The sequence below is a fragment of the Candidatus Pelagibacter sp. Uisw_134_02 genome (assembly GCF_047720265.1).
GTDB lineage: Bacteria > Pseudomonadota > Alphaproteobacteria > Pelagibacterales > Pelagibacteraceae > Pelagibacter.
Genome location: NZ_CP159813.1, coordinates 955,290 through 972,814, shown reverse-complemented (window position 1 = coordinate 972,814; position 17,525 = coordinate 955,290). Strand labels below are relative to the sequence as shown.

15 protein-coding genes and 1 other RNA gene are annotated in these 17,525 nt (G+C 26.8%); 14 read left to right on the top strand and 2 right to left on the bottom strand.

All coding sequences use genetic code 11. The features are described 5' to 3' along the window. Positions 1-3: 3 nt before the first annotated feature. Both ABXT56_RS05320 and ABXT56_RS05315 read right to left on the bottom strand, forming a co-directional pair. Entirely contained in the window at positions 4-597 is a 594-nt protein-coding gene (locus tag ABXT56_RS05320) for an MlaC/ttg2D family ABC transporter substrate-binding protein (RefSeq protein ID WP_415299676.1), read from the bottom strand. Positions 598-619: 22 nt separating this feature from the next. Beyond that, positions 620-1,402, bottom strand: a complete 783-nt coding sequence (locus tag ABXT56_RS05315) for a VacJ family lipoprotein (protein WP_415299675.1) — start codon at positions 1,400-1,402, stop codon at positions 620-622. Positions 1,403-1,471: 69 nt separating this feature from the next. On the opposite strand from ABXT56_RS05315, the gene ABXT56_RS05310 reads away from it, so the two are divergent. The 14 genes from ABXT56_RS05310 to murB all read left to right on the top strand — a co-directional run bounded on the left by ABXT56_RS05310 (position 1,472) and on the right by murB (position 17,523). Continuing rightward, entirely contained in the window at positions 1,472-2,215 is a 744-nt protein-coding gene (locus ABXT56_RS05310; RefSeq protein ID WP_415299674.1) for an N-acetylmuramoyl-L-alanine amidase, read from the top strand. A 42-nt stretch (positions 2,216-2,257) separates the two neighbouring features. After that, an RNA gene (rnpB, locus tag ABXT56_RS05305) (RNase P RNA component class A) lies at positions 2,258-2,614 on the top strand. Between the two features lie 256 nt (positions 2,615-2,870). Then, a complete protein-coding gene (mraZ, locus tag ABXT56_RS05300; RefSeq protein ID WP_415299673.1) occupies positions 2,871-3,338 on the top strand; it encodes a division/cell wall cluster transcriptional repressor MraZ in 468 nt (155 codons plus the stop codon). A 2-nt stretch (positions 3,339-3,340) separates the two neighbouring features. Continuing rightward, complete coding sequence (gene ftsZ, locus ABXT56_RS05295) at positions 3,341-4,840, top strand: cell division protein FtsZ (RefSeq protein WP_415299672.1); 1,500 nt, start codon at positions 3,341-3,343, stop codon at positions 4,838-4,840. 18 nt (positions 4,841-4,858) lie between these two features. Further along, the gene (gene rsmH, locus ABXT56_RS05290) at positions 4,859-5,869 is read left to right on the top strand and encodes a 16S rRNA (cytosine(1402)-N(4))-methyltransferase RsmH (protein WP_415299671.1); all 1,011 of its coding nucleotides are present in this window, start codon (positions 4,859-4,861) and stop codon (positions 5,867-5,869) included. Then, positions 5,866-6,174: a cell division protein FtsL gene (locus ABXT56_RS05285; RefSeq protein WP_415299670.1), complete on the top strand. Its 309-nt coding sequence runs from the start codon at positions 5,866-5,868 to the stop codon at positions 6,172-6,174. Before rsmH ends, ABXT56_RS05285 begins: the two co-directional genes overlap by 4 nt. Beyond that, complete coding sequence (locus ABXT56_RS05280; protein ID WP_415299669.1) at positions 6,167-7,843, top strand: peptidoglycan D,D-transpeptidase FtsI family protein; 1,677 nt, start codon at positions 6,167-6,169, stop codon at positions 7,841-7,843. The genes ABXT56_RS05285 and ABXT56_RS05280 overlap by 8 nt, the downstream gene beginning before the upstream one ends. Positions 7,844-7,850: 7 nt before the next feature. Continuing rightward, entirely contained in the window at positions 7,851-10,697 is a 2,847-nt protein-coding gene (locus ABXT56_RS05275) for a UDP-N-acetylmuramoyl-L-alanyl-D-glutamate--2,6-diaminopimelate ligase (RefSeq protein WP_415299668.1), read from the top strand. Further along, on the top strand, positions 10,687-11,772 hold the full coding sequence (gene mraY / locus ABXT56_RS05270) for a phospho-N-acetylmuramoyl-pentapeptide-transferase (protein ID WP_415299667.1): 1,086 nt from the start codon (positions 10,687-10,689) through the stop codon (positions 11,770-11,772). The genes ABXT56_RS05275 and mraY overlap by 11 nt, the downstream gene beginning before the upstream one ends. Further along, the gene (murD, locus tag ABXT56_RS05265) at positions 11,772-13,043 is read left to right on the top strand and encodes a UDP-N-acetylmuramoyl-L-alanine--D-glutamate ligase (protein WP_415299666.1); all 1,272 of its coding nucleotides are present in this window, start codon (positions 11,772-11,774) and stop codon (positions 13,041-13,043) included. Before mraY ends, murD begins: the two co-directional genes overlap by 1 nt. Beyond that, positions 13,036-14,160: an FtsW/RodA/SpoVE family cell cycle protein gene (locus tag ABXT56_RS05260; protein WP_415299665.1), complete on the top strand. Its 1,125-nt coding sequence runs from the start codon at positions 13,036-13,038 to the stop codon at positions 14,158-14,160. Before murD ends, ABXT56_RS05260 begins: the two co-directional genes overlap by 8 nt. Then, positions 14,161-15,246 carry a UDP-N-acetylglucosamine--N-acetylmuramyl-(pentapeptide) pyrophosphoryl-undecaprenol N-acetylglucosamine transferase gene (locus ABXT56_RS05255; protein ID WP_415299664.1) on the top strand — a complete coding sequence of 362 codons (1,086 nt, stop codon included), beginning with the start codon at positions 14,161-14,163 and terminating at the stop codon, positions 15,244-15,246. Then, positions 15,221-16,615, top strand: a complete 1,395-nt coding sequence (gene murC / locus ABXT56_RS05250) for a UDP-N-acetylmuramate--L-alanine ligase (RefSeq protein WP_415299663.1) — start codon at positions 15,221-15,223, stop codon at positions 16,613-16,615. The genes ABXT56_RS05255 and murC overlap by 26 nt, the downstream gene beginning before the upstream one ends. Further along, a complete protein-coding gene (murB, locus tag ABXT56_RS05245; RefSeq protein WP_415299662.1) occupies positions 16,615-17,523 on the top strand; it encodes a UDP-N-acetylmuramate dehydrogenase in 909 nt (302 codons plus the stop codon). The genes murC and murB overlap by 1 nt, the downstream gene beginning before the upstream one ends. Positions 17,524-17,525: the final 2 nt, after the last annotated feature.

Sequence of the window (17,525 nt, the reverse complement as noted above, 5' to 3'; positions counted from 1 at the left end):
AAATTACCTAATAACAAAGTCAGATAAATTTTTGAAAAGAGCTTCAATATTTCCATCATTAGAATTTATTATTGATGCAAATTCTTCTTTTTGAGTCCTAGCCAAACTTAATCCCTCAATTATTAAATCTCTTATTAGTAAATTGTCTGGGTTTTTTGTATAAACTCTCCATTGAATTTTTACTTCAGGCCTACTCTCTGTTGCAACTAGAGTACTAGTAACTATTGTATAGTTCTCATTAATTATTTTCTTTGAATTTACTTCTATTTCTGGGTTGGAATATTCAGCAAGTCTACTCGAAAAACTTTTTAAAAAATATTCTGAAAATATTTCTTTATATTTTTCAATTTGTTCTTCATTTAGTTTCTTTCTGTAAGCTCCAAGAGAATAAAAACCTATAGCATCGATATCAACTGTATCTCTGGCTATTTCTTTTAATTTTTTTATTCTTTCCTCTTTACTAAGAGTTCCACCAAGAGTTTTTGCAGCTCTATTGACAGTAGATTGAACAAAAATATCTGCTTCAATTGAGTAAGTTTTAGTGATACTGGAAATAAAAATTATCAAAAAAGTAATTAAGGTAAAAATTTTTTTCATAAAATTTTTTGGTAGGATTGAATTATTTAGTATCTATTTCTTCCCAATCACCATCGTTCATAGTTTCTGTAGTTAAATTGGAGTTAGCAATTTTTTGTTGTCTATCCTGTAAATATAAACTCCTAACAGATGCATAAAAATCAACTGAATTTTTTTCTAAATTTTCAAAGGAGTCAATATTTTTTGCTCTAAAATCTATTCCTGTTAAAACTTTAGTAATTACATAATGATCATCATCTAAAAAATGATTATTACCATTAACAGAAGCATTATACCAAGGATCTCCCCCAACTATATTTACGAACGAACCAAGAGTATCTCTAACAGTAGATGGTCCCAAAATAGGTAAGACGACATAGCAGCCCGCACCAGCACCCCATGTTCCAAAAGTTTGTCCATAATCCTCTTTTTCATATTCTGGAAAATTCATTTTTTCAGCAACATCAAATATTCCCAGGATTCCTATAGTAGTATTAATTATAAACCTACCAGTATTAATTCCAGCTTTTTTCAGTTCTCCCTGCAAGACATTATTAGGTACTGTAACAAGAGACGATAGGTTTTCAAGCGCGTTACTTGTTCCAGTTCTAATTGGTGATGGCAAAACTCTATAAGCTTTTGCAACTGGCTCGAAAATCACATTGTCTAAACTTTTGTTTAAAGAAAAAGTTGCTCTATTTAATTTTTCAAAACAATCTTTAACAGGTTTGGCATTTTTAGAAATATTGTTTTCCCCATCAGTTCCTGCGTTAACATTTATTGAAAGAAGAGCTGTAATTATAGAGGTTATTATAATTTTTTTCATTACAAATTAATTATATAGTGCATATAATAGTAAAGTAAATCTAAGTTTTGTTTAAAATATGTTTAAAAAATGCCTTTAAATACAACAGTAAACTATTCACCAAACTTTAATTCAAAGAAGAGATTCGCAAAAAAAGTTAAATTTATCATTTTTCATTATACAGGAATGAAAAGTGAATCTAGTGCCATAAATAAACTTACTGACATACAATCTGAGGTTGGATGTCATTATTTAATAAAAAATAATGGAAAAATTATAAAAATGGTACCAGATTTATACATAACCTGGCATGCAGGTAAATCTTCATGGAAAAAATTTACAAATTTAAACAAAGATTCTATTGGAATTGAAATTACCAATCCTGGCCATCAATTTGGATATAAAAAATTTTCACAAAAACAAATTTCTTCTCTTTTAAAGCTAAGTAAATTTTTAATAAAAAAATATAAAATTAGCCCTAAAAATATTTTAGGACATTCAGATATAGCACCACTAAGAAAAAAAGATCCAGGAGAAAAATTTCCGTGGGAATATTTATCAAAAAATAAAATAGGAATATGGCACATATTAAAAGATCAGGAATTGACAAAAAATAGAAAAATAAAAGCAAGCAAAAGAGAAGAAAGTTTTTTTTTTAATAATATACATAAAATTGGATACTCAAAAAAATTTTCAAAAGATGTGGATAAAGCCAAATATTCAAGAGAATTAGTAAAAACTTTTCAAAGAAGATTCAGACAGAAGTTGATTGATGGTAAAATCGATAAAGAATGCTTACTTATTAGTAAAAATCTTGTTAAAAGATATAATTAAATTTTTCTTGAATTCTTATAGTTTAGTAATAAATTATACCCGCTAGATGAACGACTTATTGCTTTAAATTATTTTAAAGAGGAAAGTCCGGGCTCCGCAAAGACGCAGTGCCAGATAATACCTGGCGGGGGAAACCCTAGGGATAGTGCCACAGAAAATATACCGCCATAACATGGCAAGGGTGAAAAGGTGTGGTAAGAGCACACCGGTTCTATTGGTAACAATGAACGCTGGAAAACCCCACTGGGAGCAAGACTAAGTAGAGATGACATTGTTGTAAAACTAAAAGCCGTCTTTGGCTAGTCATCAGGGTTAGTCGCTTGAGCTTAAGAGTGATCTTAAGCCTAGAGAAATGATAAGTTTTAATGACAGAACCCGGCTTATAGTTTGTCTAGCAAACTTATCCATAATGAGCTTTTTAAATGTTATGGATGTTCACTTTATGATTCATAATTGATTCGACTTTGTTCTTCTTATTGTGTTCCAGATGTTACTAAAATAAAACTTAAAGATTTACCTAAAAATTTATAAAGATACATAAAAGATATCCACAAATGTTAATAAATTCACCTAAAATGAACATATTGACTAAAGTTTAAAATACCCATATTGTCCCATATATTCCCAAATATGGAATTTATGAAATATAAAAAAAATGTTTTTATCTACTTACGAGAACAAAATAGACAAAAAGGGAAGGGTATCAGTGCCTGCCAGTTTTAGATCTCATCTTTCAAACTTAGGATACAATGGTGTCATTTGTTATCCATCATTTAACAATCAGTCCATCGAAGCATGTTCACAAGATAGGATTGAAAAACTTTCATCAAGTATAGACTCTCTAAGTCCATTTGAGGAAAAAAGAGACTATTTTGCAACATCCATATTGTCTGAAAGTATAAATTTACATTTTGATAGTGAAGGAAGAATTTCACTTTCTATAAAATTATTAAAACATGCAAAAATTAAAAATAGCATGTTATTTGTTGGCCAAGGTCAAACATTCCAAATATGGGAACCTACAGCATTTGAAAAATTTAAGGTTAACGCTAAAAAAAAAGCAAATCTAAATCGCGCGAGTCTTAAATGGGAAAAACATTTTAATAACTATGAGGGGAAATAAAAATGACTATTAACTTTAAAGCACCAGAAATAAAAGAATTACAACCAAGATTACTAGTAGTAGGAGTTGGTGGAGCAGGCGGAAATGCACTTAATGAAATGATTGATAGTGGATTACAAGGGGTAGAATTTATTGCAGTAAATACTGATGCCCAAGATTTAAAATCAAGTAAAGCTAAAGCAAGGATTCAAATTGGTCTAAATTTAACAAAAGGTTTAGGTGCTGGAGCCAAACATGATATTGGTCAAGCAGCGGCAGACGAGTCTTTAAATGAAATCATAAATACATTACAAGGTGCAAACATGGTATTCATCACTGCTGGCATGGGTGGTGGAACTGGAACAGGTGCTGCACATGTAATTGCAAGAGCCGCAAAAGAATTAAATATCTTAACGGTTGGTGTTGTTACACTTCCTTTTTTATATGAAGGACCTTCAAGAATGAGAAGAGCCCAACAAGGTCTTGAAGAATTAAGAAAACATGTAGACACAATTATTGTTATTCCTAATCAAAATCTATTTAAGATTGCAAATGAACAAACGACATTTGAGGAGTCATTTAACCTTTCAAACAATGTTTTAATGCAAGGTGTTCAAAGTGTAACCGATCTAATGGTTAGACCGGGTATAGTTAATTTAGATTTTGCAGATGTTGAAACTGTAATGGCCTCAATGGGTAAAGCAATGATGGGAACTGGTGAGGCTGAAGGAGAAGGTAGAGCAGCAAAAGCAACAGATATGGCAATTAGTAATCCATTGATTGATGACTACACTTTAAAAGGTGCAAAAGGTTTGTTAGTAAATATTACTGGCGGTAAAGACCTCAAGCTTTTTGAAGTTGATGAAGTTGTTAATAAAATTAGAGCTGAAGTAGATCCAGAAGCTGAAGTAATTATTGGAGCTATTACGTCAGCAGAGCTTGATGGAAAAATTAGAGTATCAATTGTTGCAACAGCATTGGATGGTCAGCAACCAGAAAGTAAATCTGTAATTAATATGGTTCACAGAATACAAAATAGAAATCCTGGGTATTCAGACTTTAACAGCGCAGGTTCAGCTCAATCATTTAATTTTTCACCAACAACGACTAGTCCTATTTCTCATGGTGCAAATGCATTAAAATTAGAAAATGAAATAATTGCAGAACCAGCTACTAACAGCTCATCATCAGAAATGATGAATGAACATACTGTTACTAATAGTCAAGAAGTTGAAAGTATTGTTGAAGATAATATACAAAATGATTATGAACAATCTTTTTCTGAAGAAGTACTAAACGCCCATGACGCTAATGAAAATGGGGAAAGCAATTTAATAGAGACAGAATATCCGTCAAATGGACTTGAAAACTTTAGCGTAGAAGGTGAAAGTGCTCCAGATTTATTTAGTTCTGAGAATGAGTCTTCTGAAACAGAAAGCTTACAGTCTTCAAAAATTTCTGAAAATGATTTAAAAGAGGATGATCTGGAAATTCCTGCATTTTTAAGAAGACAAAAAAATTAATGGTCTTCAAAAAAATAAATGAAAGCCACCATAATGCCAGATGTGAGAAGTCACTATCCGGTATTGCTAACTGAAATAATTAGCATTATTACCCCTCAATATGGTGGCACATTTATTGACTGTACATTTGGTGAAGGTGGATACACAAAAAAAATACTTAATTTTAAAAATACAAAAGTTATTGCTTTAGATAGAGATTTAGAAAGTTTAAAAAAAGCTGAAGAAATTAAAAATAAATTTGAGGATAGATTTTTATTTAAAAATATTAAATTCAGTCAATTAAATAATTTAAAACTTAAAAATGAAGATATAAAAGGTATTATTTTTGATTTAGGTTATTCTTATGCTCAAATAAAAGATCCAAAAAAAGGTCTTTCCTTTGAAACAATTGGAGAGCTCAACATGAAAATGGGCATTAATGATTTTTCTGCAAAAGAAGCAATTAATAAATTAGAAGAAAAAGAACTTTCTCAAATATTTAAATATTTTGGAGATGAAAAAGATAGTAGTAGGATAGCACATAACATCGTAGAGGATAGAGCAACTAGGGAAATAACAACTGAGGAATTGGTAAGAATTATAGAGTCTTCAAAAAGAAAAAAACATTTAAAAATACATAGCGCAACAAAAGTTTTTCAAGCATTAAGGATATTTGTTAATAAAGAAATTAGTGAATTAATTTATGGTTTAATTAATGCGGCAAAAGTTGTTAAAAAAGATGGTATTATAGCAGTTGTTACATTTCATTCACTTGAGGACAAGATAGTGAAATATTTTTTTAAAAGTCTATCAGAAAATAAAAGTGTCTCACGGTATATGCCAAAGGGCGAAGAAAAGATTAATTTATTTAAATCTAGAAATAAAAAAGCAATCTCTCCATCAGAAAATGAAATTAAAGAAAACCCTCCCTCAAGATCTGCAAAATTAAGATACGTAGTAAAAAAAGAAGATTTTTATGATTTTGAAACTGATATTTTACAAAAATTTGATCATTTAATTAAAATTGAAAACTTTTCTAATAAATTATGAAGAAAGCAATATTCGCAACTGTTGTCATATTAATTCTAGCCACATCATTAGTAAAGAACTCTACGAAAGAAATTGAAGATAAAATTTTCATGGTAAATGAAAATATTAGACCATTAAAATCAGAATTTGGTGATATGCTTTTAGAATATAACTACTTAAGTTCACCAGAAAAGTTAACTCAATATCAAACCCAATATTTTGAAAAAAATTTAATAAAAATTGATGTCACTAAGATAAAAAAGATAGCTGATAACAACACCCAAATAATAGTAAGTGATTTTATAGAGAAGACTGGCAATGAGTGATAAAAATAATGTTACATTAGAAGAGTATGAAAATGAATTTTCATATAAAAAAAGTAAAACAAATTTAAATATAGAATTTAATAGAATAGCTTTTATTTTTTTCGTATTTTTAATAATTTCATTAATTTATTCAATACAACTTATTCACTTAGGATCATTAAAGATAAAAAATGAGACCAAGCCCTTAATAGTAAAAAAAAACTATAGAGCAGATATTGTAGACAGAAATGGTATTTATTTAGTTAAAACGGTTAGTTCTATAGACATTGGAATCAATCCTGCGGAAGTGATTGATAAAAAAAAACTTCTAATTAATTTACAACTAATATTTCCAAATAAAAATTTCATAGAAATATCAAATAAACTTAAAAAAAATAAGTATTTTTATTTAGAAAAAAAGATATCTGCAGATAATTATGAAAAAATAATGTCTCTTGGTGATAAGTCGATCAAGTCTGAAGAAAAATTAACCAGAGTATATCCTCAAAAAAATCTTTTCAGTCACATTATAGGACAAATAGATGATGACAATAAAGGCATATCAGGATTAGAAAAATCTTTTAATGAAAAATTAAAAGAAATAAAAGAACCTCTTCAGTTAACTGTAGATACAGACATACAATATCTAATTAGAGAAGAGTTAATAAGATTTCAATCAATATTTAGAAGCAAAGGAAGCACTGTAATTTTAATGAATATTAATAATGGTGAAATTCTATCAATGGTCTCATATCCCGACTTTGATCTTAATAAAAGAGAAACGGTAAGTGATGTAAATTTTATAAATAGAGCAACTAAAGGCGTGTATGAATTAGGATCTGTGTTTAAAACTTTTACTATAGCAGCAGGATTAGAAGAAGGTTTAATTGAGGTACATACAGAATTTTTAAATTTAGAAAAAAAATTAAAATGTGGAAAAAATATAATTTCAGAATACGATAACAAAATTCCTTCAGATCTTACTGTTGAGCAAATTTTAATTAGATCAGGCAATATAGGCTCTGTGAGAATTGGACAAAAACTTAGAATAGATAGATTAAAGTTTTTTTTAGATAAAATAGGTGTTTTAAATAAAATAGATTTCGATATTGAAGAGGTTGGTGAACCAATACCTTTTAGATGGGGAAAATGTAAACTAGCAACTGTCTCATTTGGACATGGTATAACTACAACACCACTTCAATTAGCAAAAGGATATGCAATTGTCGGAAATGGAGGTTTTGAAATTAAACCAAGTTTAATTAAAAAAAATTCAGAAAATCATAAACAAAAAAGGGTTATTAAAGACGGTGTTTCAAGTCAAATAAATAAGATATTGAGAAAAATTGTAACAACAAAAAATGGTACAGCAGACTTTGCAAATATAGAAGGATATGAAGTTGGTGGTAAAACCGGAACAGCTGAAAAAGCTGTAGTTGGAGGTTATACAAGAAAAGCAAAAGTTAATACATTTGCCTCTATATTTCCTGTATCAAATCCTAAATATGTAATGGTAGTGTTATTGGATGAACCAAAAACATCAGAAAATTATATCTATAATTATAAGAACAAGAGCGGGTCTTACAAAGGGACTCCATTTAACACAGCAGGATGGACTTCAGTTGAGGTTGCTGGAAAAATCATAGAAAAAATTGGGCCTATTTTAGCCACAAAATATATAGAAAATTAGTTCATTCATGATCATTGGAGATTTTATTAAAGGATTAAAATTAAAGAAAAAAAATCATTTTTTTTCAGGCTTAAGCTGTAATAGTGCGCAATGTAAAAAAGATAATATTTTTTTTGCAATAAAAGGAAACAAAATAAATGGAAACGTATTTATAAACGAGGCCATCCAAAAAGGTGCAAAAACTATTATTTCTAATTTAAAATTTGAAGGTATTAAGAAAGATATATTATTTATAAAATCTTCCAATGTAAGAAAATCTTTATCAGAATTTGCTTATGCAATTTATAAAGATAAACCAAAAAATATAATTGCAGTAACTGGTACAAATGGGAAATCATCAGTTGCAGATTTTTATTTTCAAATTTTAAAATTGAATAAAAGAAGAGTAGCATCAATTGGGACCTTGGGTATTAAAACACAAAATTATGTAATAAAAGTTTCAAATACAACTATAGATCCAATTACATTAAGTTTAACACTTAACAAACTTAAAAAAGAAAAAATTAATGACGTTATATTAGAGGCATCCAGTCACGGACTTAAGCAAAATAGATTAGACGGCCTAGAGTTTAAAATAGGCATATTTACCAATCTATCTCATGACCACTTAGATTATCATAAAACTTTTAGTGATTATTTGAAATCAAAATTATATCTTTTTAAAAAGTTACTTAAAAAAAAAGGAAATATAATTACCGATAAAGCAATTCCTCAATACAGAATAATTAAAACAATAGCTTTAAAGAATAAATTTAATATTGAGATAATATCAAATAATTATGGTAATCTAGAAATTATCTCTCACGAATACTATAATGAAAAACAAATAGTTAAAATAAGATACAATAAAAATATTTATATATTTCAGACAAAGTTGATAGGTAAGATTCAAATTAAAAATATTTTAATGGCCATGATAGCAGCAAATAAAAGTAATTTAAGTTTTAAAAAAATAATTGATATCATTAAATATCTTAAACCAGTAAGTGGAAGATTAGAACAAATTGGAAGTATTAAAAATAATTCAAAAGTTATATTAGATTATGCACATACACCAGATGCATTAGAGGCATCTTTAAAGAGTTTAAAAGAACAATTTAAAAATAGAAAAATTTCAATTGTTTTTGGTTGTGGTGGGGACAGAGACAAGGCAAAAAGACCGATAATGGGTAAAATTGCCAATCAATATTGTAATAAAGTTTATCTAACAGATGATAATCCAAGATATGAAAATCCAAAAACTATAAGAAATTCTATTAAAAAAAATATTAGTAAATCAAAAATTTGCGAGATTTCAAATAGAGGCAATGCTATCAATAAAGCAATATCAGAACTAAAAACTGGCGATATTTTGATTGTTGCTGGTAAAGGACATGAAAAAATACAAGAATATAAAAAAATAAAAAAAATATTTTCTGATCAACAACAGATATTAAAAAATATTAGAATTAAAAATAAAATACTTTCAAGTAGCCTTAAACTAAATATTTTAAAAGAATTAAGTAATTCAAAGAATATTTCTTCGAAATTAAAAATTAAAAATGCATCAATCAATTCTAAAGAAGTTAAAAAAGACAATATTTTTTTTGCAATTAAGGGTAAAAAAAAAGATGGTAATTTATTTATTAAAGAAGCATTCGCTAAGGGGGCATCACTTGCAATAGTTAATGGCCAAAAGAAATCTAGGAAAAAAATAGTAGTAAAAAATACTTTAAAATTTTTGACTGAAGCGTCTACTATTTTAAGAGACAATCTACCAAGTAAAATTATCTCAATAACAGGAAGCTGTGGTAAAACTTCACTTAAAGAATTAATTGGAAGATCATTAAATAAAATTAGCCAGACAACATATTCTCCAAAATCATTTAATAATAAATTTGGTGTTCCATTAAGTTTATTTAATCTAAAAAAAGATGATGAATTTGGTATTTTTGAGATTGGAATGGATAAGAAAGGAGAGATTGATTATTTATCGAAAATTCTAAAACCTGATGTTGGCGTAATTACAAATATTTCTTATGCTCACATTAAAAATTTTAAAAGTATCAAACAAATAGCTTTAGCAAAATCAGAGATTATTAAAAACATAAAAGAAAAAGGATACCTTGTTTTAAACAAAGATGACAAATTTTTTAATTTTCATAAAAATATAGGATTAAAAAAAAAATTAAAGATTCTATCTTTTAGTTTCAAGAATAAAAGTTCAACTGTAAATTTAGAGTCAATTACAAAAAAGAAATCTAAATATAAAATCTCTGTAAATATTAATAAAAAAAAAAAATACTTTTATGTTAATTCTTTTTTTGAAAATGATTTAAAAAATTTATTAGCCACAATTGCAATTATATCAATTTATAAAGATATACATAAATTAGATAAGAATATATTTTACGATCATAAAGCTACTAATGGTCGGGGTGACATAGTAAAGTTGAAATTATTTAAAAAATCTTTTTATCTTGTTGATGAAAGCTATAATTCAAATCCATTATCTCTACAATCAGCATTAAAAAATTTTGATATGATTAAAACTGATAATTTAAAAAAACATTTAGTACTTGGTGACATGTTGGAACTTGGACGTTATTCAAAAAAATTGCATATAGAAATTGGAAAATGTATTAATAAAACATCACTGAAAAATGTTAATGTTATTGGTAGTCAAGTTAAATCGACCTTCAATAGTCTTAACAAAAGTAAAAGAGGAATTATTATTAAAAAGAAATCTCAAATAATTGATTTGATTAAAAACAATTTAAATAATAATGATTATTTAATGATTAAAGGTTCCAATTCTACAGGACTTAACAGTCTGACCAATCAAATAAAAATGGGTAAAATAAATGCTTTATAGTCTTATTTCTTCATTAGTAGATCAATACACTTTTCTCAATGTTTTTAAATATCTTACCTTTCGGACAGGACTATCAATGTTTACTTCTATGATTGTAGTCTTATTAGTTGGTACACCATTTATTAAATTTTTTTCTACAAGACAAATTTTAGATCCAATAAGAGAAGATGGTCCAACCGAACATATTGTGAAAAAAATTGGAACACCTACAATGGGAGGTGTTTTAATATTATTAGGATTGTTTTCAGGAATACTTTTATGGGGGGACTTATCTAATTATCATATTTGGTTTTTACTTTATATAGTAACAAGTTTTGGTTTGCTTGGAGCATATGATGACTACAAAAAAATTAAATTTAAAAATTCTTCTGGCATTTCATTTCGATTTAAAATTATTTCACAAATTTTAATTGCAGCAGTTGGTATACTTGGATTATTGCAATTATCACAGAACGCTGAATTGACAAATTTATATTTTCCATTCTTTAAAAACTTAATTATAAATTTAGGTTGGTTCTTTATACCATTTTCGATATTCATTATTATAGGCTCTTCAAATGCTGTAAACTTAACAGATGGGCTTGATGGATTAGCAACTGTACCAGTTATATTAGTAGCAGGTTGTTTTGCATTTATTAGTTATGTGACAGGAAATATAGTTTTTTCAGAATATCTGAACATTCCTTATCTCGAGGGAATGGGAGAAGTTTCTGTTTTTTGTGGATCAATTATTGGAGCATGCTTAGGTTTTTTATGGTTTAATGCACCACCTGCTAAAATATTTATGGGCGACACAGGATCTCTAGCACTTGGTGGATCACTAGGTGCTGTTGGAATAATTACTAAGCATGAAATAGTTTTAGCAATAACAGGTGGGCTATTTGTTTTAGAAGCTGTTTCAGTTATTGTACAAGTAATATCTTATAAGTTGACAGGAAAAAGGGTTTTTAAAATGGCTCCGATTCATCATCATTTTGAAAAAAAAGGTTGGCCCGAGTCTACTGTTGTGATTAGATTTTGGATCATCTCAATAATCCTTGCAATGATTGGACTGGCGACATTAAAGCTTAGATAATGCTGAATAATCAGAATATTTTTCATAAAAAAAAAATTTTAATTTATGGTTTAGGCATTAGTGGTTTATCAGTTTTTAAATTTTTAAAAAAAAATAATCAGCTTGTGACATATGATGATAAAAAAAAAAGTGATATAAAAAAAATAACAAAAATTAAATTTGATTATATAATAATTAGTCCTGGAATAGATGTCTATAAATGCAACTTAAGTAAGTTTTTACAAGTTAATTCTAAAAAAATTTATACAGATTTAGATATTTTTTATAACCAATATAAGCAAAATAAAAAGATAACAATTACAGGAACCAATGGTAAATCAACTACAGCTAAACTTTTATATGAGATATTAAAAGACCAAAAAGTAGATGCTCGTCTCATTGGTAATATAGGAAACCCAGTTCTTTTGGAGAAAAAAGTGACAAAACAAACTGTTTTTGTCATTGAAGCATCGTCTTATCAGTTAGAATATAGCAAGTTATTTAAGTCAAATATATCTTTAATTTTAAATATATCTCCTGATCATCTTGAAAGACACAAAACAATTAATAGGTATGTAAGTGCAAAATTTAAGTTAGTACAAAATCAATCTAAAAAAAATTTTGCTCTTTTAAATACTAAAAATTTTTATATTAAAAAACAATTAGAATTAAAAAATTTTTTACCTAAGATAATAAAAATTGAAAAAAGTTTAGATGACAATTTCTTAAAAAAAATAAATAATAGATATTTTAATACAATTGGAAACAGAGAAAATTTAAGTTTTATTTTAGAAGTTGCTAAAATACTAAAGCTTAAAAAAAAATTTTTAATCAAAACATTAAATAGATTTAAAGGATTGAAATATAGACAAGAAGTAATTTTTCACTCAAAAAAATTAACTATAATTAATGATTCAAAGGCAACAACGTTTTCTTCCTCTGCAAGTTTACTAAAATCATTATCTAATGTTTACTGGATAGTTGGTGGCCAAGCCAAAAAAGGAGATAAATTATTACTAACAAAAAAAAATTGTAAAAACATTAAAGCATATATTTTTGGAAACAATAAAAGTTTTTTTATAAGTAAAATAAAAAAAATAATGAGATATGAGTCTTTTTTAGATTTAAAAAGTTTAATCAAAAAATTATCTTCAGAGATTAAAATAGATAAAAAAATAATTCATAAAACTATTTTATTTAGTCCATCAGCAGCATCATTTGATAATTTTAAAAATTTTGAAAAACGTGGTGAATATTTTAACAAACTTATTAAAAAATATATAAATGTTTAACCTCAATTCAGTATATAAATTTTATTATGAATGGTGGAAAAATATAGACAAAACTCTATTTGTATTAATAATGTTTTTATTTAGTTTGGGATTATTTTTTTCTTTAGTATCAACGTCTTTAATTGCATCCGACAAATTAGATACTAATAATTATTTTTTTTTCTTCAAACATTTTTCATATATTTTAGTTGGAATAGTTGTCTTAATTTTTTTTTCATCATTAAGTAAAGAGAATCTTTTTAAAATTTCATTTTATCTTTTTTTTATATCTTTATTTTTTTTGTTTTTAGTCCCAGTTTTGGGCACAGAGGTAAAGGGATCTAAAAGATGGCTTAATCTTTTTTTTTTACCAAGGTTTCAGCCAATAGAATTAGTTAAACCATTTATAATTATTTTTATAGCTACAATTTTATGTAGTGAAAAAAATTTTAATATTTACTTTAAATATCTACTGACTTTTATTGTTATAATACCAGCTTGTCTTTTATTAATGATGCAACCCGATATAGGTCAAACACTTCTCATTTTTTTGATTTGGGCAACATTGGTTTTTATTTCTGGGATAAGTTTACCGGTAATTTTAACTTTTTTTAGTTTTTCTTTATTATCATTAATTTACATAGTTTTTTTTATTCAAAAATTTGCTTATATAAAAAATAGGATTTTATCATTTTTTAATCCAAGTGATGGAACGCATAATTTTCAATCTGATAAAGCAATAGATGCAATTAGTAGTGGTGGATATTTTGGAAAAGGAATTGGAGAAGGTACTTTAAAAAATAGAGTACCAGAAGCACACACAGATTATATTATTTCAGTAATATCTGAAGAATTTGGTGTTGTAACAATTGTCTTGTTATTAATTTTATTCTTATTTTTTATTTATAATGTATTCAAGAAAATATACTTGGAAAAAAATGAAAAAGTTAAGTTAGTTTTAACAGGAACAATGTGTTTAATAATATTTCAAGCTTTGATCCATATAGGAGTTAATATTAGATTATTTCCTACAACGGGTATGACCTTACCCTTTTTGAGTTATGGGGGCTCTTCAATTGTAGGTATATCAATATTATCTGGAATAATATTAAATTTAACTAAAAGAACAATTGATTAAATGATAAAAAAAATTTTGATTAGCACAGGTGGATCGGGAGGACATGTAGTACCTGCCACAATATTATATGAGCATTTGAAAAATCAATTTCATGTTTCTGTTTCAACAGACATTAGAGGTATTAATTTTTTAGATAAAGATAAATATAACTTTGAAATTTTTAACGTGCCACCAATATCAAAAAATTTTCTTTTATTACCATTGCAATTTTTTTCAATAATTTACTTGATTATAAAATCAATATTTTTTCTGAGAAAAAGAAAAATAAATATATTGATTTCAACAGGTGGTTATATGTCCTTACCTTTATGCATAGCATCAAAAATTTTAAATATTAAACTTTTTTTGTTTGAACCAAATATGGTTCTAGGAAGGTCAAACAAATTTTTTATCAAATTTTGTGAAAAAATTTTTTGTTATTCAGATCGAATAAAAAATTTCCCAAATAAATATTTAGATAAAATTAGTGTGATCCCAGCTTTATTGAGAAAAAAATTTTATGAAACTAAAAAATCTGAAAATATTAATGAATATCTCAATTTATTGGTAATAGGAGGAAGTCAAGGAGCAAAGATATTTGATAGATTAATTGAAAATTTAATAATTGAATTATCAAAAAGATATATTTTAAAAATTTATCAACAGACTAATTTAAATAACATTCAAATTTTAAAAGAATTTTATAGAGATAATAATATTAATCATGAATTATTCGATTTTAAAGAGGATATTTCAAACTTCATGTCCAAAGCCAACATGTGTCTTACGAGAGCAGGAGCCTCAACATTGGCGGAATTAGTTTTTTTAAATGTGCCTTCTTTGGTAATACCATTGCCTACATCAAAAGATAATCATCAATTTGAAAATGCTTTTTTTTATAACGAAATGGGTTGTAATTGGGTTTTAAATCAAAATGAAATCAATGATAAGACCATAATGAATAAAATAGTTAACATTATGGATAACAAAGATGAATATTTAGTTAAAAAAATGAATATGAAAAATTTTAGCTATCAAAATACCTGGAATAATATAAATCAGAAAATTATATCTGTTATCAATGAAAATAGAATTAGCAAAAACTGAAATTATACATTTTGTAGGAATAGGTGGAATTGGGATGTGTGGTCTTGCACTTATTATGAAAAGAATGGGTTTTAATGTTCAGGGAAGCGATATTATTGTTAATAAAAACATTGAAAGATTAAAAAAAGATAAAATTAAAGTTTATATTAAACACACTAAAAAAAACATATCAAGTGCCACTATTTTAGTTATCTCATCTGCTATAAAAAAAAATAATCCAGAGTTAAAGGAAGCTATAAAAAAACAACTTCCAATTTATAAACGTGGAGAAATGTTAGCAAATATAGTCTCTTTGACTAAAAATATTGTTGTGACCGGGTCTCATGGTAAAACTACTACAACATCTTTATTGGCTGCAATATTTGCAAAAACAAAGTTAGACCCAACAGTCATAAATGGTGGTGTTCTTAACGCAATTAAAAGTACAGCAAAACTTGGAAAAAGTGATTGGTGTATACTAGAAGCTGATGAGTCAGATGGTAGCTTTATTCATGTACCACCAACTTATTCAATTGTGACAAACATAGATCGCGAACACATGGATTATTACAACTCAATGAACGACCTTAAAAATTTATTTATAGAATTTGTTAATAAAGTTCCACCTTTTGGAAAATCATTTATTTGTATTGATGATAAGAATAATCGAGATTTATTAAAAAAAGTAAGAATAAAAAACTTTTATACGTATGGAGCGAACTCAAAATCACAATTTCGTATTAGAAATATTAAGCAATTCAAATTTTTTTCTGAGTACGGCCTGACAATAAATTTACCAGGGAAGAAAAATATAATTATTAATAAAATTAGAATACCTCTGCTCGGCATTCATAACATTTTGAATTCAACAGCTGCTGTTGCAGTAGCGCTAACTATTGGAATTTCTAAAAAAGTTATTAAAAGTGGATTGAAAGAATTTCAAGGAGTTCAAAGAAGGTTTAATAAAATTTTTACATATAGAGAAACTAACTTTTATGATGATTACGCGCATCATCCAACAGAAATTAAAGAAGTTTTGAAAGGAGTTAGAGCTGCTTACAAGAAAGAAGAAGTTATATGTGTATTTCAACCGCACAGAATATCTAGATTAAAAGATCTCAAGAGAGAATTTTGTTCATCATTTAAAAAAGCAGATACAGTAATTTTGTGTCCAGTTTACGCAGCAGGAGAAAAAATGAAATTAGGTTTTAATTATAGTAATTTTGCTAAAGACATTATTAAAGATTCCAAAGTTAAATTATTTATGGTTAACGATCAATATGAATTAGCAAAGCTAACAAAAAATATTATCTATGGAAAAAAAATTGTTATTGGAATGGGTGCGGGCACTATTTCAACATGGATGAGGGAATTACCAAATTTATTATAATGTTATCACAAGAATTAAAAAAATTTTCAAATGAAGTTAATAGTAAAATTTATTCAGATTATGATTTAAAAAAGAGTAATTGGTTTAATATTGGTGGTAAAACTAAAATTTTTTTTAAACCTGACAACTTACCAGATTTGATATTATTTTTAAAAAGATTTGGAAATAAAGAAAAAATTCATATTTTAGGAGCAGGATCAAATACACTTATAAGTGATAAAACATTTGATGGTGCGGTTATTAAATTAGGAAAAAATTTTTCTAATATTTCAATATTACCAAATGGTGTAATAGTTGCAGGTAGTGCTTGCCTTGATAAAAAATTATCGGATTTTGCATTAGAGAATGAAATAGGTAATTTTGAATTTTTAGCCTGTATACCTGGAACTGTTGGTGGTGGGCTGAAGATGAACGCAGGATGTTTCAACAAGGAATTTAAAGACATCCTGATTTCAATACAAGCAATTGATAAAGAGGGAAAAGTTCTAACAATACCAGCAAATAAAGTCATTTTTGAATATAGAAAAAATGATTTGCCTAATGACTTAATTTTTTTAAGCGCTTCTTTTAAAGGTACAAAAAAAGATAAAGATAAGATTAAAAAAAAAGTTTTTGAATTAAAAAATAAAAAAGATAACACCCAACCAACAAAAATTAAAACAAGTGGTAGTACGTTTAAAAATCCAATTAATCAATCTGATAAGAAGGTTTGGCAATTAATTAAAGAATCAGTAGCACTTGACATAAGTTTTGGAGATGCTTGTATTTCAGATAAGCATTGTAATTTTTTTGTAAACAAAAATAATGCTAGCTTTGAAGATATGAGTAAATTGATAAAATTTGTGCAAGATGAAGTACAAAAAAAAACAGGGATTATTTTAGAAAAAGAAATTAAAATATTGGAATAGTT